The organism is Acidobacteriota bacterium (assembly GCA_030774055.1).
Taxonomy (GTDB): domain Bacteria; phylum Acidobacteriota; class Terriglobia; order Terriglobales; family Acidobacteriaceae; genus JACPNR01.
In genome coordinates this window covers 1-21,284 of record JALYLW010000037.1, presented here as the reverse complement: position 1 = coordinate 21,284, position 21,284 = coordinate 1, and the positions used below count along the sequence as shown (strand labels likewise).

Annotated in this window: 26 protein-coding genes; 24 read left to right on the top strand and 2 right to left on the bottom strand. The window is 62.5% G+C overall.

The genetic code is table 11. The annotated features are described in order from the left end of the window. The first annotated feature begins 34 nt into the window (after nucleotides 1-34). Genes M3P27_02950 through M3P27_02895 form a run of 12 tightly spaced genes read left to right on the top strand, consistent with a single transcriptional unit; the run spans nucleotide 35 to nucleotide 8,095 of the window. Entirely contained in the window at nucleotides 35-430 is a 396-nt protein-coding gene (locus tag M3P27_02950) for a class I SAM-dependent methyltransferase (protein MDP9267268.1), read from the top strand. Then, nucleotides 427-1,170, top strand: coding sequence for a hypothetical protein (locus tag M3P27_02945; protein MDP9267267.1), 744 nt, complete (start codon nucleotides 427-429; stop codon nucleotides 1,168-1,170). Before M3P27_02950 ends, M3P27_02945 begins: the two co-directional genes overlap by 4 nt. A gap of 11 nt (nucleotides 1,171-1,181) precedes the next feature. Next, the gene (locus M3P27_02940) at nucleotides 1,182-1,571 is read left to right on the top strand and encodes a hypothetical protein (protein MDP9267266.1); all 390 of its coding nucleotides are present in this window, start codon (nucleotides 1,182-1,184) and stop codon (nucleotides 1,569-1,571) included. Further along, on the top strand, nucleotides 1,571-4,480 hold the full coding sequence (locus M3P27_02935; GenBank protein MDP9267265.1) for a hypothetical protein: 2,910 nt from the start codon (nucleotides 1,571-1,573) through the stop codon (nucleotides 4,478-4,480). The genes M3P27_02940 and M3P27_02935 overlap by 1 nt, the downstream gene beginning before the upstream one ends. Next, nucleotides 4,481-4,669, top strand: coding sequence for a hypothetical protein (locus M3P27_02930; GenBank protein ID MDP9267264.1), 189 nt, complete (start codon nucleotides 4,481-4,483; stop codon nucleotides 4,667-4,669). Nucleotides 4,670-4,678: 9 nt separating this feature from the next. Further along, a complete protein-coding gene (locus M3P27_02925) occupies nucleotides 4,679-5,035 on the top strand; it encodes a hypothetical protein (protein ID MDP9267263.1) in 357 nt (118 codons plus the stop codon). A 3-nt stretch (nucleotides 5,036-5,038) separates the two neighbouring features. Further along, the gene (locus tag M3P27_02920; protein MDP9267262.1) at nucleotides 5,039-5,689 is read left to right on the top strand and encodes a phage gp6-like head-tail connector protein; all 651 of its coding nucleotides are present in this window, start codon (nucleotides 5,039-5,041) and stop codon (nucleotides 5,687-5,689) included. Next, entirely contained in the window at nucleotides 5,686-6,162 is a 477-nt protein-coding gene (locus M3P27_02915; GenBank protein ID MDP9267261.1) for a hypothetical protein, read from the top strand. Before M3P27_02920 ends, M3P27_02915 begins: the two co-directional genes overlap by 4 nt. Beyond that, nucleotides 6,152-6,613: a hypothetical protein gene (locus tag M3P27_02910; protein MDP9267260.1), complete on the top strand. Its 462-nt coding sequence runs from the start codon at nucleotides 6,152-6,154 to the stop codon at nucleotides 6,611-6,613. Before M3P27_02915 ends, M3P27_02910 begins: the two co-directional genes overlap by 11 nt. Nucleotides 6,614-6,658: 45 nt before the next feature. Beyond that, nucleotides 6,659-7,399: a hypothetical protein gene (locus tag M3P27_02905; protein ID MDP9267259.1), complete on the top strand. Its 741-nt coding sequence runs from the start codon at nucleotides 6,659-6,661 to the stop codon at nucleotides 7,397-7,399. Nucleotides 7,400-7,457: 58 nt separating this feature from the next. Next, entirely contained in the window at nucleotides 7,458-7,817 is a 360-nt protein-coding gene (locus M3P27_02900) for a hypothetical protein (protein ID MDP9267258.1), read from the top strand. 44 nt (nucleotides 7,818-7,861) lie between these two features. Beyond that, nucleotides 7,862-8,095: a hypothetical protein gene (locus M3P27_02895; protein ID MDP9267257.1), complete on the top strand. Its 234-nt coding sequence runs from the start codon at nucleotides 7,862-7,864 to the stop codon at nucleotides 8,093-8,095. Here M3P27_02895 and M3P27_02890 read toward each other — a convergent pair. After that, nucleotides 8,085-8,258: a hypothetical protein gene (locus M3P27_02890; protein ID MDP9267256.1), complete on the bottom strand. Its 174-nt coding sequence runs from the start codon at nucleotides 8,256-8,258 to the stop codon at nucleotides 8,085-8,087. The genes M3P27_02895 and M3P27_02890 overlap by 11 nt on opposite strands. A 69-nt stretch (nucleotides 8,259-8,327) precedes the next feature. Between M3P27_02890 and M3P27_02885 the strand changes: the two genes are divergently transcribed. After that, nucleotides 8,328-10,490 (top strand): hypothetical protein, encoded by a 2,163-nt coding sequence (locus M3P27_02885; GenBank protein MDP9267255.1) that lies wholly within the window; start codon nucleotides 8,328-8,330, stop codon nucleotides 10,488-10,490. Here M3P27_02885 and M3P27_02880 read toward each other — a convergent pair. Next, the gene (locus tag M3P27_02880) at nucleotides 10,487-10,795 is read right to left on the bottom strand and encodes a hypothetical protein (GenBank protein ID MDP9267254.1); all 309 of its coding nucleotides are present in this window, start codon (nucleotides 10,793-10,795) and stop codon (nucleotides 10,487-10,489) included. The genes M3P27_02885 and M3P27_02880 overlap by 4 nt on opposite strands. Nucleotides 10,796-10,830: 35 nt before the next feature. Between M3P27_02880 and M3P27_02875 the strand changes: the two genes are divergently transcribed. From M3P27_02875 to M3P27_02825, 11 genes are all read left to right on the top strand, one after another. Further along, the gene (locus M3P27_02875; protein MDP9267253.1) at nucleotides 10,831-11,496 is read left to right on the top strand and encodes a DUF2460 domain-containing protein; all 666 of its coding nucleotides are present in this window, start codon (nucleotides 10,831-10,833) and stop codon (nucleotides 11,494-11,496) included. Between the two features lie 142 nt (nucleotides 11,497-11,638). Next, nucleotides 11,639-11,842 (top strand): hypothetical protein, encoded by a 204-nt coding sequence (locus M3P27_02870; protein MDP9267252.1) that lies wholly within the window; start codon nucleotides 11,639-11,641, stop codon nucleotides 11,840-11,842. Further along, nucleotides 11,839-12,720 carry a DUF2163 domain-containing protein gene (locus M3P27_02865; GenBank protein ID MDP9267251.1) on the top strand — a complete coding sequence of 294 codons (882 nt, stop codon included), beginning with the start codon at nucleotides 11,839-11,841 and terminating at the stop codon, nucleotides 12,718-12,720. The genes M3P27_02870 and M3P27_02865 overlap by 4 nt, the downstream gene beginning before the upstream one ends. A gap of 34 nt (nucleotides 12,721-12,754) precedes the next feature. Then, nucleotides 12,755-13,363 carry a hydrolase gene (locus M3P27_02860; GenBank protein MDP9267250.1) on the top strand — a complete coding sequence of 203 codons (609 nt, stop codon included), beginning with the start codon at nucleotides 12,755-12,757 and terminating at the stop codon, nucleotides 13,361-13,363. Beyond that, nucleotides 13,364-16,105, top strand: coding sequence for a phage tail protein (locus M3P27_02855; GenBank protein ID MDP9267249.1), 2,742 nt, complete (start codon nucleotides 13,364-13,366; stop codon nucleotides 16,103-16,105). Nucleotides 16,106-16,131: 26 nt separating this feature from the next. Further along, nucleotides 16,132-18,192, top strand: a complete 2,061-nt coding sequence (locus M3P27_02850; GenBank protein ID MDP9267248.1) for a hypothetical protein — start codon at nucleotides 16,132-16,134, stop codon at nucleotides 18,190-18,192. 656 nt (nucleotides 18,193-18,848) lie between these two features. Continuing rightward, nucleotides 18,849-19,307 carry a DUF5675 family protein gene (locus M3P27_02845; GenBank protein MDP9267247.1) on the top strand — a complete coding sequence of 153 codons (459 nt, stop codon included), beginning with the start codon at nucleotides 18,849-18,851 and terminating at the stop codon, nucleotides 19,305-19,307. 25 nt (nucleotides 19,308-19,332) lie between these two features. Next, nucleotides 19,333-19,704, top strand: coding sequence for a hypothetical protein (locus M3P27_02840; GenBank protein ID MDP9267246.1), 372 nt, complete (start codon nucleotides 19,333-19,335; stop codon nucleotides 19,702-19,704). Beyond that, entirely contained in the window at nucleotides 19,701-20,336 is a 636-nt protein-coding gene (locus M3P27_02835) for a hypothetical protein (GenBank protein ID MDP9267245.1), read from the top strand. The genes M3P27_02840 and M3P27_02835 overlap by 4 nt, the downstream gene beginning before the upstream one ends. A 5-nt stretch (nucleotides 20,337-20,341) precedes the next feature. Beyond that, nucleotides 20,342-20,866 (top strand): hypothetical protein, encoded by a 525-nt coding sequence (locus tag M3P27_02830; protein MDP9267244.1) that lies wholly within the window; start codon nucleotides 20,342-20,344, stop codon nucleotides 20,864-20,866. Next, a complete protein-coding gene (locus M3P27_02825) occupies nucleotides 20,856-21,143 on the top strand; it encodes a hypothetical protein (protein ID MDP9267243.1) in 288 nt (95 codons plus the stop codon). Before M3P27_02830 ends, M3P27_02825 begins: the two co-directional genes overlap by 11 nt. Nucleotides 21,144-21,284 lie beyond the last annotated feature (141 nt).

Below are 21,284 nucleotides of genomic sequence, written 5' to 3'. Positions count from 1 at the left end.
TACGCATCACGATAGGTTTAAGCACTCACCGCACGTGGACCTGGCCTTCGATCTGGAAGTGCTGCCGTGGCCCATCGAGAGCGGCTCGGTCGAGCACCTGCGGGCTATCGACGTGTTCGAGCATCTACACCTCGAAGTGCAGCAGTGGCTCGATGAGGCGTGGCGCGTGCTCATGCCCGGCGGCGTGCTGGAGATGCGCCTGCCGGCGTGGGACCACCACTACAGCTACCGCGATCCCACACACTACCGTGTGTTTCATCCCGAGACGTTCCACTACTGGTGCCCGAACGCTCCCGGGAGCGTGTGGGAGATGTTCGGCCAGTTCTACTTCGGTGAAGGTTACGACAAATGGTGGGAGTTCGAGCTCGCTGAGCGCAACTCCGGCGACTTCTTCTACCGCCTGCGCAAGCCAGTGGAAGCGAAGCTGTGAAAGACGTTGTCCTAGTCCCCACCTTCTCGCGGCCCGAGATGCTGTGGCATTGCCTGGAGCATCTTTTCCGCTGCCCTGAGTTCACCGAGCATGACGTTGTGGTGTGGCTCGATTGGCATGCGGACCTGCCTGATCCGCCGCTGGTCGAGGTCGAGCAGGTGGTCGGGTTCTTCCCCGGCGTCCACCTGGTGCGCCTGGCGCGGCACGGCCGGCCGGGGAACAGCTTCAACGTGCTTTCGGCGTACCGCGCAGCGTACGAGAGCGGCGCGGATGTCGTCTACCTGGTCGAAGACGATGTGATGGTGCGGCCAGACTTCTTCCGCTTCCATCGCTTTGTCCGCAGCCTTCTGGATGTGTTCTGCGTGGTGGCGGCGGAGAATACGCGGCGCGCGACGCCGCCACAGGGGAACCACTTCTGGGCCACCGATGATGATTACGCCTCGCTGGGCGTCTCCTTCGACCGCAAGGCCCTGGCCGAGATCGTGAGGCATCACTCGGCGGAGTACTTCGGCGACATGCACGGCTACTGCCAGCGGAACTTCGGGGCGCGCTTTCAGAAGGAAGAGGTCGAGCAGGATGGGCTCATCCTGCGCGTCATGGGCGAGCAGCGCGTCCTTTCAGCGTGGCCTTACGAGCCGCGAGCGCAGCACGTCGGCTGGTATGGCTATCACCGCCAGCAGGGACGGCCGCAAGGAACGCTGGAGCAGCGCTATCGGCAGGTGCAGGGCAGGATCTATTAAGGAGTGGCGTGATGCCCGACATCCGGCACAAGTACGTGAGCGCAGCGGCGCAGAGCGCCAATGCGCTGAAGGTGCGCAAGAACGATTGGAACGACGCGCATACCTTCGCGCATTTAGTCGCCGCGCTGGCTGTCGATACCGTTCTCGTCTGGGGTACGCACGAGACGGTACTCGCCTCGGCTGGCGGAGTGGACATCACGCTCACCCTGCCCACGGCCGTTGGCCACGCCGGTGAGCGGATGCGGGTAAAGAAGGTCACGGGAATGGCCGGCAACATCGTCATCGATACGCACCTGGCTGAGAACATCGAAGGCGCTGCGAATTACACCCTCTACAACCAATACCAGTTCGTCGAACTGGAGTCGGACGGAGCGAACTGGTTCATCTGGAGTCAGAACTAATGTCGGACGAAGCCATCTGCTGTCCGAAGTGCGGCGCCATCATGGTCCGCACCGGCAGTTGCTACACGTGCCCGGAGTGCGGTCACAACGGCGGCTGCGGTGTCACCACGCTGCTCACGCTCGCCGTGCTGACGCTTGCCAGCGCGCTCGCGCTCGCGCAGGGTAACACCACGAAGATCCGTGCGGTCGGCGTGTTGCCGCCCACGTGCTTCGCCGGTTCCGCCACCGTTGCGCAGGATATCGTCGCCAAGGACCAGATCATCTACGTCTGCGGGCCCGCCAACGACCAGTGGCGCGCCGTGGCGATGGTCGATGATCTGTCGAGCTACGTTCCAACCACGCGCACGGTCAACGGGCACGCGCTTTCCTCGAACGTCACGGTCACGAAGGGCGATGTCAGCCTCGGCAACGCTGACAACACCTCGGATGCCAACAAGCCAGTGAGCACCGCGCAGCAGACCGCGCTCGATGCCAAGGCCGCGCTCGCGCACGCCCACGCCGAATCCGACGTCACCAATCTAGTCAGCGACCTCGCCGGAAAAGCAGCAGCCTCGCATAGCCACACGCTCTCACAGGTTACCGATGCCGGGACCGCGGCCTCGAAGGATGTTCCCGCGAGCGGTGACGCAGCCGCGGGCGAGGTGGTGAAGGGCAACGACTCGCGCCTGACCGATACGCGCACCCCGACAGCCCACTCCCATCCGGAGTCGGACGTCACGAACCTAACCTCCGACCTCGCGGCCAAGGTTCCTGTCACGCGCACGGTGAACAGCCACGCGCTGAGTTCCGATGTCACGGTCACGAAGAGTGATGTCTCGCTCGGCAACGCCGACAACACTTCAGACGCGAACAAGCCCGTCTCGACCGCGACACAGACTGCTCTCAACGCCAAGGCGGCTCTGTCGCACACCCATCCGGAGGCCGACGTCACGAGCCTAGTCAGCGACCTCGCGGGCAAGGCGGCGGCTTCGCATACCCACGTCCTCGCCGACGTGACCGACGCGGGCACGGCGGCTTCGAAGAACGTTCCTGCGAGCGGGAACGCCGCCGCCGGCGAGGTGGTGAAGGGCAACGACACGCGGCTGACCGACGCGCGCACGCCCACGTCCCACAGCCACCCGGAGTCGGACGTCACGAACCTGACCACGGACCTGGCTGCCAAGGTTGCCGCCAACAGCGCCATCACCGGCGCAACGAAGACAAAGATCACCTACGACGCAAAAGGGCTTGTCACCAGCGGCGCGGATGCCACGACCGCCGATATCGCCGATTCGGCGAACAAGCGGTATGTCACGGACGCTCAGCAGGCCGTCCTTGGCAACACCAGCGGGACGAACACCGGCGACCAGGACCTGTCGGGTTACGTTCCCAACACGCGCACCGTGAATGGTCACGCACTTTCTTCGAACGTTAGCGTCACCGCTTCGGATGTCGGCCTCGGCTCGGTCACCAACGATGCGCAGACCAAGGCCGCGGTGGTGCCCAACACCGCGCCTTCGGCTGGACAGGTGCCGGTCGGCAACGCCGGCGGGACCGCCTATGCACCACAGAGCCTCAGCCAGGACTGCACATTGGCATCAACGGGCGTGGTCACCTGCACCAAAACCAACAACGTGTCCTTCGCTGCGTCCGCTACAACCGACGCCACAAATGCTGGCAATATCGCGAGCGGCACACTGCCGGCAGGGCGTATGCCGGCCCTCACGGGCGACGTCACCAGCTCCGCCGGTGGAGTCGCTACGACGGTCGCGAACATCCCCACGGCGACTCCAGCGGCGGGCACGATCGTCCACTCGAACATCGCCGCGCCGTCGAGCCCAACGTCCGGCAAGGTCGCTGTTTACTCAGACTCGACCGACCTTAGGTTCCACGATAAGAACGCTTCCGGAACCGTAGGGACGACCGTCGTAGCCGACACCGGGGCCGCTTCCAACTTCCTTACGGCCGTCTCGCCTGCCGGCGTCATCTCGAAAACGCAGCCTGCGTGCGCCGACCTGTCGAATGGCGCGGCTTCCTGCTCCACGGACACGACCAACGCCGCGAACATCGCGAGCGGGACGTTGCCCGCCGCGCGGCTCCCGAATCCATCCGCGACCACGCTGGGGGGCACGCAATCGCTGGCCTCGGTCGCGAGCAAATGGATAAACACCATCTCTACCTCTGGCGTGCCCAGCGCGACGCAGCCTGCGTGCGCCGACCTGTCGAATGGCGCGGCTTCCTGCTCCACGGACACGACCAACGCCGCGAACATCGCGAGCGGGACGTTGCCCGCCGCGCGCATGCCGGCACTCACCGGCGACGTGACTACTTCGGCTGGCGCCGTGGCCACCACGATCGCCGCGGCTGCGGTCACGAGTTCCAAGATGGCGATCGGCGCTGCGGGCGGTCGCTCGAGCGCGACCGTGGTCACGGCCACGAACCCGAGCGCCACGGCTTCGCTGATGGCGTTCACCATCACGGCCGGCACGTTCAACACGGTCGACAAGGTCATCCACGCCAAGGGCAGCGGGACCTACACCACCCAAGCTACGCAAACACCGACGATAACCATGTCTCTCGCGCTCTGTGCCGTCTCCGGCTGCGGCTCGGGGACGGTGATCACGCTCTGCACCTTCACCACCGCTGCGACCACGGGCGGCGTGACCAACACCTGGCATCTCGATGGCTTGTTCGGCACGGCCGCGACCGGCGCCAGCGGGACGCTCGAGTCGCAATGCCAGCTCTTCACTCAGCTCGGCGCCACCGGCGGAGTGCTAACGCCGGAATCGCGCACCACGGCGAACACGGCCGTGTCTAGCGCGATCGACCTTACCGCGCAGACGTTCCTCACCTTCCGCGTGCTGATGTCGACCGCGAACGCCTCGAACAACGTGAAGCAACGTCTCGGCGCGTGGATACCGGCGAGCTAGATGGCCACCCCATTCGACAGCGCCGTGTTCGACGTGGGCGTGTTCGATATTGAAGCGCCGCGTCCCAGTACCTCTCGCCCGCCTAGGTTCACGTTCGAAGGCGTACGGAACTCGGTTGGCGGCGAAATCACGCACGCCCAGCAGCTTGCGGCCACGTTCGAGACCATCGTTTCGCGGTTGGAGAGTTAAAGGAGAAGCATGGATCCGGTCATCCTCTATCTGCGCAACGACCAAGTCGAGACGCTCGTTGGTTTCAAAGACGCGGAGACCGGCGACTATCTCAACGACGCCACACTCACGGCCACGCTGCTGGATCCGGAACTCGAACCGGTGGCAGCCTTCACCGGCCTTGAACTGGTCTACGTCGCGGCCTCGAACGGCAACTACGAGCTCACCGTCACCGCCGACATGCTGCTCCGCCCGATCGCGGGCACGTCGCCGGTCGAGACGGAGGACCTGTCCGCGGGCGCAGGCTACTCGCTCGATATCACGCAAGCTTCCGACCCGCACTTCCACGTCCGCCTGGATTCAAAGGTGGACTACCGGCGGTCATAACTTATGAATCTAGCGAAGCTCACTGACGTGAAGGCTTGGCTCTCGCTCGCCGAGTCCGATGATGATCCGCTGCTCGCGCGGCTGATCACCGCGACCAGCGCGGACGTGCTCGGCGCCATCGGGCGCCCTGACCTCGCGCCCGCAGCGGATTACAAAGAGATCCGCTCCGGCTCAGACAACACGGGGCGCGGATATTACGGCAGCATCGGTGACGCTTCGTTGCTCACGCGGCCCAACCAATATCTGCCCGGCTCTCAGGAGATGTTCCTCGCGCACTTCCCGGTGAACAGCATCACGAAACTCACCGTGGACGGAACCGAGGTCACGGCTTCGGCAGACGGCATCGCTCCGGGCTACTGGTTCGCCGCGGACCTGCCGGCGGAGCAGCGCAACTCCATCCGGCTCATCGGTTCTGTGTTCTCGCGTTTCAGCCAGGTCGTCATCGAATACAACGCCGGGTATGCGAAGGTCCCCGGGGACATCGAGCAGGCGGTCATCGACTGGGTAGCGTACCGGTATCGTTCGCGGCAATTCATCGGGCAGAGTTCCAAGCATCTACAGACGGGCGAGACGGTGAGCTTCCAGGGGATGCTCATGCCAGCTTCGACGCAAGCCGTCATCACGCGCTATGCCCGCGAGCGGGTGAACGTGTGAGACTGAAGTTCGAGGTCGATGCGTCCGGCATACCGAGTCGAGTTGAGACGGTAAGGCTCAAGGTCCTCCGCGCCATCAAGCTCGGGATGCGCGAAAGTATGAGCGTTGTTGCCGCCGCGACCGCCGGGAAAGTTCATTCTCGGACAGGGCAGCTAGCCGCCGCGATCATTAAGAGCGTGCGCGTTCGGCAGACAGACATTGAAACCGTTGGTTCTATTTCCGGGGACGTTGGTAGGAAGCACGTCGGCCTTTGGTTAGAAAAGGGGACGCGGGCGCACCTGATTGGCAGGCGCACGAGTGGCTTCAGCTCGACACTCATCACTCAGCTTTTTAATGGCAACCAGCGGCCCGTAAGACTTCACCCTGGCCAGCCGCCACGGCCATTCATGAACCCAACCCTGCAGGCATTGAAGGGCGAGATTCAGTCCCGCATCGCAGCACGCATCGATGAGGCCCTGGCCAATGAGCATTAACCGCGAAGAGATTTGGGCTGCACTGCTCGCGCGTTTAAAGACCGCGTTGGCAAATAAGTTCAAGATCATCAGTCGCCGGCACGTGATGCCGCCTGACCTGGCGCCGGCGCAGCAACCAGCTCTCTTCCTCTGCCAGACAGGCGAGCTTCGCAGCCAGCTTCCGGAACGCACTGACGGCACACTGAAGCTCGAGGGCGTCCTCATCGTCTACCTGACGGATACCAACGCGAACCCTGTACCCGGCAGAGAAGGCAAGCTCGCGGTAACGGAACTGAATGACCTTCTCGCCACGATAGAAGATGCGATCGCGCCTGATGTTGAAGGCGAGTTACAGACTCTCGGTGACCTCTGCTATCGCTGCTGGATCGAAGGCAATACTGAGATGGAAGCCGGCATCATCGGCCAGCAGCTCGTCGCCGTGGTTCCCATCAACATCGTCATCCCTTTCTAGGCCCATTCCCAACCGTTTCCAATACACCTCCAAGGAGAAAAGCAAATGGACAACAAACAGTATGGCACCGGTGCCGTGTATATACTCGGCCCGAATGTGGCCCCGCAGAAGCTCGGGATCCTCCAGGAGGTCTCGCTCAGCTTCAAAGGGACGATCAAGAAGCTATATGGCCAGGACCAGATGCCGGTCGATTCCGGCCGGTCAAACATCGACGTCACGGGCAAGGCGAAGCTTGCTGACCTCAACGTCGATCTGATGAACGCAGTCTTCTTCGGCGCTGCGCCGTCCGAAGTCGGCGCGAAGACGGCCATCGATGAGCAGCAAACCATCGGCGCGCTCGGCTCCCCGGTATTGGATCTGACCGTCACCGTGGACCATGGCGATGACTTCGACAAGGACGCTGGCGTTGTTCTCAAGGGCGGCGCCCGCCTGAAGGTCGCCACTTCCGCGCCCGACGAAGGCGAGTACTCGGTCGATGAAACGACCGGCACCTATACCTTCGACAGCAGTGCCGCTGGCAAGGTCGTGATCATCAGCTACGTATACAACGATGCAGACGCTGGCAAGACCGTCACCATGTCCAACCAACCAGCCGGTGATTCACCGGAAGTGCGGCTGCTGGTGTTCAATAAGCACCGCGGCAAGCGTTTCGGCGTGGAACTCAACAACGTGCAGTTCACCGACATCTCCATCGCCTCGAAGCAGGGCGATTTTTGGAGCGCAGATGTGAGCTTCGACGCCTTCTGCGACGATTCCAACGAACTCGGCAACCTCTACGGCGACTAGATAGCCGCAGGGGGTTGCATTAAACCGCGCATGCACGCGCAAGAGGAGAAACGAAGCGATGGAGCAGGCGAAGTACGAGGGCGAGAAGGTATTCATGGACGGCCGAGACTGGGTTGTTCCCAGTCTCGGCGTCTACGACTTTAAGCAGAACTACAGCAATCTGGTGGACTACGAGAAGAGCATCAACGTAGAGAATGCTGGCGACAAGATCTTCGAGGTTGCGCCGATTCTGTACCTTGCCTTCAAGCGCAATTATCCGGAGATCACGCTAGAGAAGTTCATCGACATGGTGGACCTCGCCGCCTTCCAGAAAATCTATCAGGCAGTGCTCGCGCGGAGCGGCATGAAGAAGGCTGGCGCCGCGGGGGAAACGCACCCGGTGGCGAACCAGACTGGGGCTGGATCTACGGCACCATAGTCACCGCCACCGGGTGGAGTCTCGAGTACGTCGATGCGCTGGGCATGGATCGGGCGCTCGAATACCTCGGCTACATGCGCGACGTGCTTCCTTCTCACCTGGTCCTGAACGCCGTGCACTTCCCGGACCGGAAAAAGCGGAGCGTCAGCAGCACGGCGGATGGCGAAGACGGGCCTTCCATCTCGAGAGAGATGGCGCACGGTTTGGGAGCGCCCAAGCGCTGGCCCAATCACCTGCGGGAGGTAGCGGAGTGGGCGGAGAAGGAACTCAGCGGATAAGAAGGTAGATCAGCCAGCCGCCGAGCGGCACTAGAAAGAACCACAGCAATATCTTGTTGACGATGTACTGCGCGCTGTCGCTTGGATTCCCCTCAGGTCGCAGGATACTCGCCTGTGGTTCCTCGGTGTGTTCTGTTTCGTAGTCGTGAAAGATGGTCTGCATAAGGACAGAATCCTACCCCCATCCTGCTGGCAAGTCAAAAAACAGCCCAAAAAAGAGGGTTACTAACTAATGTCCGATGTCCGCATTGCCGCGATCCTCGACCACAGCCTCCTGAGCCTCGGGCTAAATGAGACTGTCGCCGACGTGAAGAGCGCGACCTCTCAGATGCAGGTCCACTTCAATGAAGTGGCCAGCACGGCGGAGCTGAGCGGCCGGCGCATGTCGAGTGCGATGCGCCAGTCTGGCACGGAAGCGCGCGGCTCTCTCGCGCTTCTTGGTGAAGAGGCTGGCTTAAAAATGCCGCGCCATATCAGAAATTTCGTGGCCGCGCTTGGGCCGGTGCAGGGCGCACTCTCGGCTGCATTCATCCCGCTGGCGATCGTCGGCATGATTGCCGTTCTTAAAAACGCTGGCGACGAGCTAGGGAAGTTCATCGCCGACACCTTCATCTATACCGATGCGGAGAAGGCCAAGCTTGCGGCTATCGTTGCTTCAAATCGTGTCCTCGCGGAGCACGCGCAGAAGATAAAGGACCTCGCGGCGGCCTATAGCACCATCGGTCAGTCCGGTTCGCGCAAGCTGGAGACCGAGACTGGTGACCTGGCCGACAAGATGCTGAAGCTTCGACTCCAGTCGAACGATGTACTGAACAGCCTCTATTGGTTGCGGCTGGAGAATAAGGCTGGCAGCGAGGAAGCTGGCCGTTATGCCGAGAAGCTCGCGCTGATCACTTCCAACATGGCGCTACTCCAACAGCAGATAGACAACAGCGCCAAGGAGGCGGACGCGAGCAAAAAAGAGGAGGGTATATCCGCTGCGCAGGGCGCCGCCGAAGCCGAGAAGCGCGTCTGGGATGCCCGCATTCAGCTTGCCGAGTCCTATCTCAAGGCCAAAAAGGAACTCGAGGGAATCTCAGCCCGCGACGAACTCGCAGCGCTGGAGAATATCGAGGAGTTGAAGTACGAAGCTGAGAAACGCTCGCTGCAGAAGCGTCTCTCGCTTACCGGCGCTGAACTACAGGACCACCCTGAGCAGGTTGCTTCATACCGCACGCTCCAGGGCCAGTTGGAGGCACTCGAATATCAGCACGCCGCGCGCATGAAGGACATTTCCACGACTGCACAGAAGGCCAGCAATGCAGAAAGCAACGCCCTCGCGGTTGCGAACCAGATTAGCCTAAGTCATCATCTCGAAGGCCTGCAGCAGAGTGTTTTCGCGGCGGGCACGAAGGCGAGCCTCAACGCGCTGCGCATCAACAATGAATTCGCGCAAGCCGAACTGGATTACAAGGCCGCGCTCGCCGAGCAGGAGTATCAGCTTCGGCGCGAGGAAGCGGAGCGCGATGTTGCCGAAGGCCGCATCTCGCGTACTCAGGCTCTGGCTATCGAGAAGAAGTACCTCGATGACGCCTATCAGGCCCTCGTTATCGCCACGCGCCGCAAACTCGCGTTCCTGAACCAGAATGACCCAGACTATCCGCTGCAAAAGCAAAAGCTGGAGCAGCAGATCGCCATCGCCGATCGCAAGCGCCACCAGACGGAAGAGCAGCTCGAGCGGCAGCACGAGGGAAGGATGGTGCAGATCATCAAGGGCTGGCAGCAGGCCATGGCATCCGGATTCCAGACCGCGATCGATGGCATGATCCGCGGGACACAGTCTCTGGCGCAGGGTTTCAGCGAGATCCTACTGTCGATGCTCGATGTCTTGGTGGGGACCCTCGGGCAGATGCTGGCGCAATGGATCACCACGTACATCATCATGAAGATATTTGGGCAAGCGACTACGCAGGCGACAGCCCAATCGCAGATCTCAGCGGCGGCTGCGGTTGCCGGCGCGAACGGCGTGGCTTCCATGGCTGGGGCGCCATTCCCCATCGACCTCACCGCGCCGGTTTTCGGCGCGGCTATGTTCACCGCTGCCAATCTCTACCGCGTGTTCAGGTTCGCAAAAGGCGGGCTTGTACCTGGCTTCGGGAATGGCGACACGGTGCCAGCATTTTTGACGCCGGGCGAGATGGTGCTGCCGAAGGAACTGAGCCGGGCGGTCGTGAACATGGCGCACGAAGGTGGCGATGGTTTTGGCGGCGGGCGAGGCGCACATATGACATATGCGCCGAAGATCGCTGCCCTGGATGGGAAGAGCGTGGGCCGCGTCCTGCGCTCAAACAACAAAGAGGTAATGCGCGAATTCAAGCGCCTCACGCGCGGTGGCGTTCGCTTCCGGCTCGCCTAAGATTCGGAGAAGGCGCGGAATGAGCCATCGTGTTTTACGCGGATGCCTCCAATCACTTCCGAATTTCCAGGGGCTAGAGACAACACTTTGTTGCTATCAGCCCAGCGCGTGATCTGGCCCCAGTTCGTTTCGTCCTCCGGTTTTACGTTACCGCTGATGTCTACCTTCGCGACCTCTGGGCCGTACTGATCGCTGACTATGGTGGTTTCTTTCCGCAGGCTGAAGGAAACCCTGACGAAGGCGATTCCATCGCCGATTCTGGCGCTGCCAGCCGTCTCCCACACATTGACTTCACGCTTCGACATAGCTGGAGTCTACAGCAAGCCCCACAGGAGCTTGAATGCCCGACGTGATCTTTCCGAAGCTGCGCGGCATCAAGTGGGGGACGCGGCTCGCTCCCAACTTCAACACCACGCGCATGAAGTCCCACGCCGGCTCCGAAACCAGCTTCTCCAACCAGCAGCAGCCGCTGTGGAAGATCACCTTGGAGTACGAGTTCCTCTCCGAGAAACAACCGCCACCGCCCAACGAGACGACCGAGGACCCGGTCTATTCCGACCTCGACACCCTGCTGGGCTTCTTCTGCGCGCGCCGCGGCGCCGGCGGCAGCTTCCTCTTCACCGGCGTGAACGAGATCGATCTCGCGCGCTTTGCCGTGAGCGGCGGCAAGCTCGGCGTGGGCGATGGCGATACGACCGACTTCCAGCTCGTGCGCTCCATCGGGCCGGAGTTCAACGAGATCATCCAGAACCCATTCGGCGTCCCCACGTTCTATCTGGATGGCGAGGAAGTCGCCGCCGAGGATGTCGAGGCCGTGGGCAATGGGCTGTATCGCTTTTCGGAGGCCCCTGGCGCAGGGTCGCCCGTGACCAATCCGGTCGTCACCGCCGATTTCACCTTCGCCTACCTGTGCAAGTTCGATGACGACCAGATCGAGCTGGCGAACTTCATGGCCTACTTCTGGGAGTTAGGCTCTGTTCCTTTGATAACCGTGAAGAAAAGATAAAAGGTTCAAAAGCAGGAATTGCCATGCGCCCTCCGCCACAAGAGAAGTGCCTTGGCACCGGCACGTGGCGCTGGCTCTGCTGGTGTACACCGTGCAAAGTCTGGCAAGTGACGTACCTGGAGAACCTCTACCGGAGAACAAGATGACCTGCGGCACCAAGAAGGCGCTCTTTCACGGATTCATGGCCGTTGCTGCCGCGCTCGAGTATCGCAGCTCCGCCGCGCCGTTCCGCAAGCACCTGTGCGGCGCGTGGCTCGGCTTCCATCTCGCCTGCGTGGCCGACGATATCCGCGAGCACCTCGCCGAAACTCGCAACTCGGTACTCGGCACTCGGTACTCGGCATGAAATCCAACGACCCCGACCTGATCGCCCATCTGCTCCAGGGCGGCACGAACAAAGACGGCCACTTCATCTTCGCCGAGCTCTACACCATCGAGCTGCTCTCCGGCGACGTGTTGCGGTTTACCTCAGCCGATGGCGACGTCACGCACGGCGGCAACACCTGGCTCGCCGGCCCGCTCGAGATCTCGCGCGGTACCACGCGCAGCGCCGTGGGCTTCGAGGTGGACGACCTGCCGCTCGATATCGTCAGCGATGGCGAGACAGTCATCCTCAACGGCTACAGCCTGCAGAAGCTGATGCAGCTTGGCTTCATGGAGCATGCTCAGGTCACCATCGAGAAGCTCTACTTCGAAACATGGGGAGCCACGCCGCCGTGGGACCCGTTCGTTGTGTTTTACGGACGCTGGGCCTCGGCAGAGATCGGATGGCTGCGCTGCAAGGCGGAGATAAAGTTCGGCGAGGAGCTGCACCAGCCGTGGCCGCGCCGCCACGTGGGCGCGAGCTGCGCTTTTGTGGTGTTTGATGCGGATTGCACGTTAGACCGCGAAGACTTCCGCACCGATGTGACGGCTGAGGCCGGCTCCACCACCATCAAGCTCTACTCGGCGGCGGACCTGAGTTCGCAGCCGGCAGGATGGTTTCCGCTCGGCTACGTCCGCGCGCTCACCGGGTTGAACGCTGGCCTCTCGATGTCCATCAAGGCGCAGGGGCCAGGCTACGTGGTGCTCGATGCGCCGCTGCTGGTTGCTCCCGGCGTGGGCGATACCTTTGCCGTGTACCCCGGCTGCGCCAACACCATGGACGCCTGTGATTCGAAGTTCGACAACTTGGCAAACTACGGCGGTCAGCCGAACGTTCCCGTGCCTGAGACCGCGATCTGACAGACGGGCATAACCTCAGCCTGCAAACGGAAAAATGATGAGCGGTTGCGAAGAAAAAGACGCGCGAGCTCGCGTGGTCGCCGAGGCGCGCTCGTGGCTCAACACGCCTTACCGCCACATGGCGCGCGTGAAAGGTCAGGGCGCCGATTGCGCCATGTTTCCCCTCGAGGTTTATGCCTCACTCGGACTCATCATCCGGCCCGAGGTGCCGTATTACCCGCTCGACTGGCATCTGCACCGCTCCGCCGAGCGCTACCTCGATATCGTGCGCGCCCTCGCGCGCGAGGTCGCCGCGCCCTGGGGTTCTGACATAACGCCGCGCACCCCGCTGCCGGGTGACTTCTGCGTCGTGAAGTTCGGGCGTGCATTCGCGCACGGCCTGATCGTAATTGCCTGGCCGGAGTGCATGCACAGCCACCTCTCGCACGGCGTCGTCTACGTGAACGCCGAGCAGGATCCCCAGCTCTTCAATCGGCCAATGAAGGTCTTCAGTCTCTGGGCTGAAGAGCGGGGGCCGGGAAACGCTCCAGGACGCCCTGTGGAGGGCGAACAGGCGGCAAAGCCACCGAAGGACACCGGCGAGCCGCAAGCCCTACAGGGGCGAACTGGCGGCGAAAGCGCCCCCTCAGAGAGGCCGGTCTAGATGTTCGGATCCGGAAAAGGCGGGGGCGCGAACGGCGCCGCGCAGAAGCCCTCCCTGCTGACGGCCATGCGGATACAGAGTTCGGTCGAGGGCGAGCTGATGAAGGTCCTCGCCGGGACGAATCGGCTCAAGCTTACTCTGCTCGGCGACTGGGACTTCAAAGCCATCGCCCACACCGAGACGCAGCAGGTCGGCGGCAAAGGTTTTGGTGGCGGCGGGCAGGCGATGTCGCAGACCACCTACACCTACCAGTCCGCCGTCCTCGGCTTCCTTTGCCTCTGCCCGAAGGACCTGCCACTCGATGCCTTGGGCGAGATCTGGGGAACGCAGGGCAAGACCGGCTCGCAGCAGGCCACGGAAGAATATGTGCTTGCCGGCGTCACGCAGGCCGTGGTGCAGGCGGCGAACTATACGCAGGACCGTGGCGTGAGCGTCTCCACCGCGGTGGAGCATGACTACCTCGACTACGGCGATCCCGATGGTGATGGCCACATCAGCTTCACCGACTGGGTGCCGATGAAGAAGGTGACCGGTTCGCCAGCCGCCGGCGAGTACAAGCAGGTCGGCGGCACCTACACCTTCAACGCTGCCGATATCGGCAAGACGGTCCGCATCAGCTACAGCTACAACATCCCCGCGGCGGATAACCAGCCCACACAGCCGCCGGTGTTGAAGAACTTCACGCTGCTCAAAGGCACGCGGCCGCAGACGCCGTGGAGCTACCTGACGTCGAAGCATCCTGCCGACGCTCGCAACTATGCCGGCCTCGCCCTGGCGGCGAACGATAAGACGGACCTGGGCAGCTCCGGGACGCTGGAGAATTACAGCTTCGAAGCCATCAGCTCGAGCCGCATCGGCGGCGGCAACATGGATGCTGCCATCGACACCATCCTGCACATCGTGCTCGATGATCCGCACACCGGTTGCGGCGTTCCCAGTTCCATGCTCGATGATCTGTCGCAGGCGCGCGCAGCCACGATGGCGGGCGGGCTCTTCTTCAGCCCGGTATTCGGCCAGTCACAATCCACCGCGGCAGACGAGCTGCACCCCATCCTCGATGCCGCGAACCTGGCGGCCGTGCGCCGCGGAAAGAAGTGGGCGTTCATCCCTTACGGGGAGCGCACCCTGGCCGGCTGGGGAGAGATCTATACCCCGGACACCGCGCCGCTGATCGACCTGACCGAAGATGACTTTATCGCCGAAGAAGGCGAGCAGCCGATCCGGGTCGAGCGCAAGTCCGCGCTCGAGCGCAAGAACATCATCACCATCGAGTTCCTCGACCGGGCGAACGATTACAACCCGCGTCCGATCGCGCACCAGGATGCGGCCAGCGTCTTCCAGTTCGGTAAGCAGCCGGAAGATAAGCGCACCTGCCACTTCATCTGCGAGGCCGATGTAGCCGCGCGCGTGGCCAACCATCGCTGCCTGCGTTCGGTGCACGTAGGCGACACGTATCACTTCACGCTGCCGGCGGCCGGGTTTTCTGACCTGCTCGAAACCATGGAGAAGGTCCGGGTGCCGCGCAAGTTCATCAACGGTGACCCCTCGGATACGGAGATGGTCGCGGTTCGCATCAACGACATCGAGGAGGACCCTGAGACCGGGCATCTGAACTTCGCCTGCGAGAATGCTCCGTTCGGCACTGCGACCGCAACGCTTTACGGCCGTCAGGCGCCGGATGGGTTCTCGGGCTCGGCCGATGCCGACCCCGGCAACGTGAACGCTCCCATCATCTTCGAAGCCACCGATCGGTTGAGTCTCTCTGGCGGCTACGAACTTTTGTTCGGCCTCTGCGGTTCCGACCCGAACTGGGGTGGCTGCATCATCTGGGCGTCCGACACCGGCGACAGCTTCAAAGTAGCCGGCGAGCAGGCGGGCAAGGCGCGCATGGGCGTGCTGATGGCCGACCTGGCGGCGACTGCAGACCCTGATACCACCGGGACGCTCGACGTGGACCTGGCGCAGTCGCTGGGCGAGCTGCTGAGCGGCACAGATGACGACCGCGATGATTTCCGCACCCTCTGCTGGATTGAGGGCACCGCCGGCCAGTACGAACTCATCAGCTACAAGACGGCCACGCTGGTAAGCGGGAACCGGTACCAGCTCACCAGCCTTCGCCGCGGCGTGTTCGGCACTCCAGTGCTCGCGCACACCACGGGACAGAAGTTCCTGCGCTTGGATCAGGCGGTATGCGTCATCGGCTTCGAGCCGCAGGATGTGGGGAAGACGGGCCACTTCAAGTTTGCCAGCTACAACGTGTGGCGGCGGCGCATCCAGTCCACCGCAGATCTGGATGAGTACACCTACGCCATCACCGGCCGGTTGCACAACTTCTTTAAATTCGTCGCCAACGATTGCACGGTGGATTCGATCGGGACGGGAGGCCCTCCATTCACCGCGGCGACCGTGCGCTGCTATGGCAAGACGGCCGGCGTTCCCACAGTGGGCGCGGACATCAACTTCAAAAAGGATGACGGCATTACGCAGACCCATTCGGCTGCCAGCTTCGCGGGCAAGGCGCTGTCTACGCGCTACTGGGCTCTACTCAGTCCGGTTGATTGGGCCATCTACCTGCTGACCAGCTATGCCCAGGTCGTCACCGCGATGGGGTATGGCCACATCGTGCTCGGCGACACCATCACGCCTGACGCCGCCGGCGCTGGCGGGTCATCCGGTGGTGGCGGCGGCGGCTTTGGTGGCGGCGGTGGCGGCGGTGGCGGTGCCGGCGGCAACCTCAACTAAATCAACTGCTCAATCTCAGGAGACCCATGAAGAAGCTTTGCCTCTTCCTCGCACTGGTGTGCATGCCCGCGTTCGCGCAGAACTTCACCGCCGTGACCGCGTCGAACATCCAAAACGCCAAGGGCACGCCGTTGCCTGCCGGGCAGGTCTGCTTCCTCGGCACCAACAAGCTCGACGTGGCGGTTAACTTCTCCGCCGGCGGCGGCGGCATGGTCGTCACCAAGCCGGTCTGCGCCGGCGTGACGAACGGCGCGATCGCAGGCGGCTTCCAGGTCGCCAACCCGGCCGAGACGGCGCCCGCGGGCATCTACTACCACGTCACGGTAAAAGACACGAACACGCAGCAGATCATCGTGAATCTGAAGCTGGTGCAGTTCTCCGGCGCCACCTTCAACTTCGATAACTACATCCCCAACGTCGGCCAGGTGGTTCCGCCGTCGGGCGCGTCGATCAATGGACCGTTGGGCGTGAATGGCAACCTCAGTGTCACCGGAACGATCACCGGTACGATGCCCTTTGTGGTGGTTACGAATCCGAGTGGCGCGCAGGACATCGTGCGCGGCAACTGGGTCTCGCGCATTGGTGGCACTGCTGCCGGGACGGGAGACTTCGAGGCCCGTTCCGCCATCACCACGCACGCCCATTACGGCTTCCTCGATTCTTCCACCTTGAATCTTCCCGCAGGAGCCACAGGCCATGCCAGCTTCGCTTCCAACATCACAGTAGCCACGTCAAACGCCGCTGACCATCATCATTCCTTCCAGGCCATCGACACCTTCAATGCCGGAGCTGGATCGCTGGCCGAGGGCACTAGTTTCTTCTCCCATCCGGCGATGAATAACGCCAGCATCGCCACTTTTGCGCACTTCTGGGCACTGGACCCTACCGGTACTGGATCGGGGCCAGCGATCCAGCAAGGTGTGCTATGCGGTGATCTTACCCGCGGTACGGTTAATTTCTGCGTCTACCAGCTCGGCCAGCAGCCCAATCACTTCAATGGAAAACTTGAGCTGGGTACTGGCGGGAACTACATAGGCTACAACTACAGCGATGGCGCGACCGACATCTACACCCGCACCGGATTCCCCGGAACCCGCTTCTGGACCGTCGGCAACACGCACCGGCATTGGGACATCTCGGCAGAGTCCGGAACACTCCTACACGTCAATGACGGCGTCTGCGAGACGCAAATCCCATACGGCGGCGGGAATTTCTGGCTGGGCGCATCGTCTGGCTGCGCCGGGGCGGGTGCGAGTTTGTTTTACGACGGGAGTACTGGTGTATTTACGACTTCCGTATTCACGGCTGGCACTGGATTCCGCCAAGGGACGATGACCGCCGGGCGGGTGCTACGCTCAAACGGAACGAACTTCGTCTCCGCGCAGCTGGCTTGCGCCGACCTGTCGAACGGCGCTGCCTCCTGCTCCACCGATGCTACCAACGCCGCGAACATCGCGAGCGGACTGCTCGGCCTCGCGCGTGGCGGAACGCATACCGACCTCTCGGGGACCGGAGGTGCGAGCAAGGTCCTGAAGCAGACTTCTGTCGGCGGCGACCTCACGGTCGCGCAGCTGGCGGCTGCGGACTTGTCGAACGGCACGACCGGTTCGGGTGCGGTAGCGCTTGCGACTTCTCCATCAATCACCACCCCTGACTTGATCGGGACCGCTACGAACAACAACGCAAACGCGGGGAGCGTGGGGGAGGAGATCAAGTCTGTGCTGACGCAGGCCTCGGAGATTACCTTGACCGCCGGTGTAGCCGCGAACGTTACCAGCATGAGCCTGACGGCGGGAGACTGGGAGGTGATGGGCGCCGTTGACTATGAGTTTGGCGCGACCACCAGTTACACGTACCTGATCGCAGGCATCAGCACGACCTCGGCAACGTTTGGGCCGCAGGACAGCAACTTCGCATTTGAAACTGCCGCGACCATTCCGACTGCCACGATAGCGCAAACGTGGGCTGTGCCCACGGTTCGGTTGAGTCTTTCGGGAACGACCACGGTGTATCTGGTGACACAAACAGGGTTCACTGTCTCGACGCTGAAGACCTACGGTACGCTTCGAGCGCGGAGAGTGCGGTAAAGGTTTGCGGTGCATTCGAAGAGGCATCGGTCGCGGAGAACGTGATGCCGAGGCCCTGAATTAAGAGAATGAATCCTGAGTCAGCGGCACTGTAGTTTCTTCGTGGCTCCCTTCGGGGAGCCTTTCCTATTTCGCCGAAGGAGACCTCCAGTGAAAAGAAAGTTACAGGCGCGCGGCGGGGCTGCCGCGGCTGCCGCGGCTGCCGCAGCCGTCACGGCCGCCACGGCCGCCACGACAGCAGCAACGGCCTCAGCAGCAGCCACGGCGGTCGCCTCGGCAGCAACGGCCGCAGCTGCCACGGCAGCTACCACGGCCGCATCGGCTGCCACGGCAGCAGCAGCAGCCACGGCGAACCTTGCTGCGACGGTCGCGGAAATCAACGTTCGTACTCTACGCATGGAAACGGCCCTGTTCGGCCCTCCGGAGCAACCCGGCCTGGGGGCCATTCTCCGCATCGAGTCGCGCCTGGAAATTCAGGCGAGCCAACTGACGGAAGTGGCTAGGGTAAATGCCGGTCCCCGCCTAGATACCTTGGACCAGCGAATGTGGGCAGCCCTCATCGCGGCTCTGGCATCATGCGCGGCGGCGGCGTGGAGCTTCATGCGTGGGTTGAAATGACCCTACTCGAGGCCGGCAAGCAGCGCTAAGGAGAGAACATGGAGCTAGTGGTCCAACGCGAACGCTCGACGGCCAACGCCACACCCGGCAAGCTTTACGCCGATGGCACTTTCATGTTCTTCACGCTCGAGGACACGGTCCGCGAGATAGCCGGCGTCCCGGTGGAGCAGTGGAAGATCCCGGGCAAGACGGCCGTGCCGGCAGGTCGCCGCCGCATCATCCTGAGCCAATCGCCAAGGTTCTCCGCGAAGAAGCCATACAGCGATCTCGCCGATGGCCGCGTGCCAGAGATCCTGAACGTTCCCGGGTTCATCGGTATCCGTGCGCACATCGGCAACTCGGCCACGGACACCGACGGCTGCCTGCTCGTTGGCAAGCAACGGCTCGATGCCGAGTGCATCCTGCGCTCCCGCGAGGCCTACAAAGAACTCGTGAACCTGCTGCTCGCAGCCGAGAAGCGCGGCGAAGAAGTCTGGATCACTTACAAAAACCCGTGATAGGGCGGCGAAAGGGAAGACCTAAATGAACCACGTTACGAACATCATCGGCGACCCGTACTTCTGGGGGCTTGTGTTCGCGTACTGGACGTTCTCCTCCGCAGTTGGCGCGCTGGTGAGTCCGAAGCCGACGAGCAGCGATTTCTATCGCTGGGCGTTCACCTTCCTGAACACACTGGCTGGCAATATCTCCCGCGCCTTCGCCTCGAAGATCCCCGGAGCTGATTCCGTTGTCCCGCCGGTACAGGCGGCGATGGCGAACGTTGACCGTGCAATTGCCAATCTGGGGGCAGCCCAAGAGGTAGCGGTGGACGCGGCGACTACGGCGGCGAAGTCAGAAGCGCAGGCGAAAAAGGACGCGGCCGCGGCAGAAGCGAAGAATGGCGATAGCAAATGAAGATCCTCAAGGCAATCCTGATGGCGAGTGCCATCTTCGCCCTGGCCTCGCTCGGCGCGCTCTTCCTTGAGCTCCGCGCCACTGTCACGACCAGCGAGGCGAAACTCAACGCCGCGCTCGACCACGTCGATGTAGTGATCGGGCACCTCGACGAGGCGGCGAAGCAATCCGTGAACGTGTCGCGTGACACCAGGATCAACCTCGTCCACCTTGACAGGAACCAGCAGCAGCTCAAGCGGGAACTTTCTGCCTTCATCGCGCATACCGACAGGAACATCAACGGAGCTGGTGGAGTTCTATATCAAACGGCCATCACCATGCAGAAAGTCGGCGAGGATGCCGACCAGCTCTCCGCGTCCGCCACGCCGCTGCTCGACCATGCGGACATGGTCCTTCTCCATGCCGACGACATCGTTAAATCGCCAGCGGTAGCGGGCAGCCTGAAAAACATCGAGGAAGCCACCGGCGAATCCAGGCGCGGCGTGAAGTCCGCCGCGGACTCGATGGAAGAAGTTCGGCAAGCCATCCACGAGATGCGCAATCCGCCGAAGCGAACGAAGAGCCAGCGCATCCTCGACTGGATCGTCCGCAACATCATCGGCAGCGCCATTCAAGGTTCTGTCAGGAGGTAGTAAACGTGAAGAAGAAGCTCGTTGTCCTGTCGCTCGTCCTGTCGCTCGTCCTGCTCTTGGCCGGCTGCCAGAGCTGGGAGAAGGCGACGTTCCAGACGCTTTCTGGATTCAAGGCAGCCGTCGACCAGGCGGTCGCAGATTACAACTCCGGGAAGATCCCCCGGACGAAGGCCAACGCCGAGCTCATCGAGAAAGCACGATCGCTCGACAAGACATCGGTGCAGGCCTTCTATCTCTATGCCGTCGCCAAGGTGCTCGGCGACCCGGAGAAGGACCTGCCAGCGAAGAAGCAGGCAGTCGCCGGCGCGATCGCCAAGGTGATCACCTTGGCGAAGGACATCAAGGCCCTGCTCGACCGGTTCGACCCGGGCTGGCAAAAGGCAGAGCTCGCCAAGCAGCGTGTCATCGAGGCGAAGTGGGAAGCTGAAGCCGTGCGCCTCAGCGTCGAGAGGACGCCGCGCTACACCGACAACCTGTTCGAAGAGCCGCGGCTCGTGACGTGCTGCGGGGAGGTGACCGTTGGTAACTAACCGAACCCCTAACACCACGTTCGCCGACAACTTCGATGATGCCGTGGCCTACATGACCGAGGCCTCGGCCGTTTCGAACCAGCTCATCGCACTGACCGGCGACAAGGATGCGGCCCTCCAGGCCGAGACCGTCGAGAGGATCGTGAACCTCTCGGCGCGGCTGGCGCAGGTCGCGGTGCGCGCTTATGGGAAAGCCTCCGGCGTCGAGATCACGCCCGAGGCCATCCTCGGACTGCTGCCCGACGAAACGCCGCTCGCTCCGCCCGACCAGGAATAACCAGGCAGCCCAGCTACTCGGGTCCCGAGTTCCCCGTCCGGATGCTCTGCCGGTCCCGAAGAACCTGTCGGCACCGGCGCGTCTCGATCAAGACGTTGCAGCAGCCGCTCATCGGGGGCGTAGAGCGGCGCGGCCTACCAC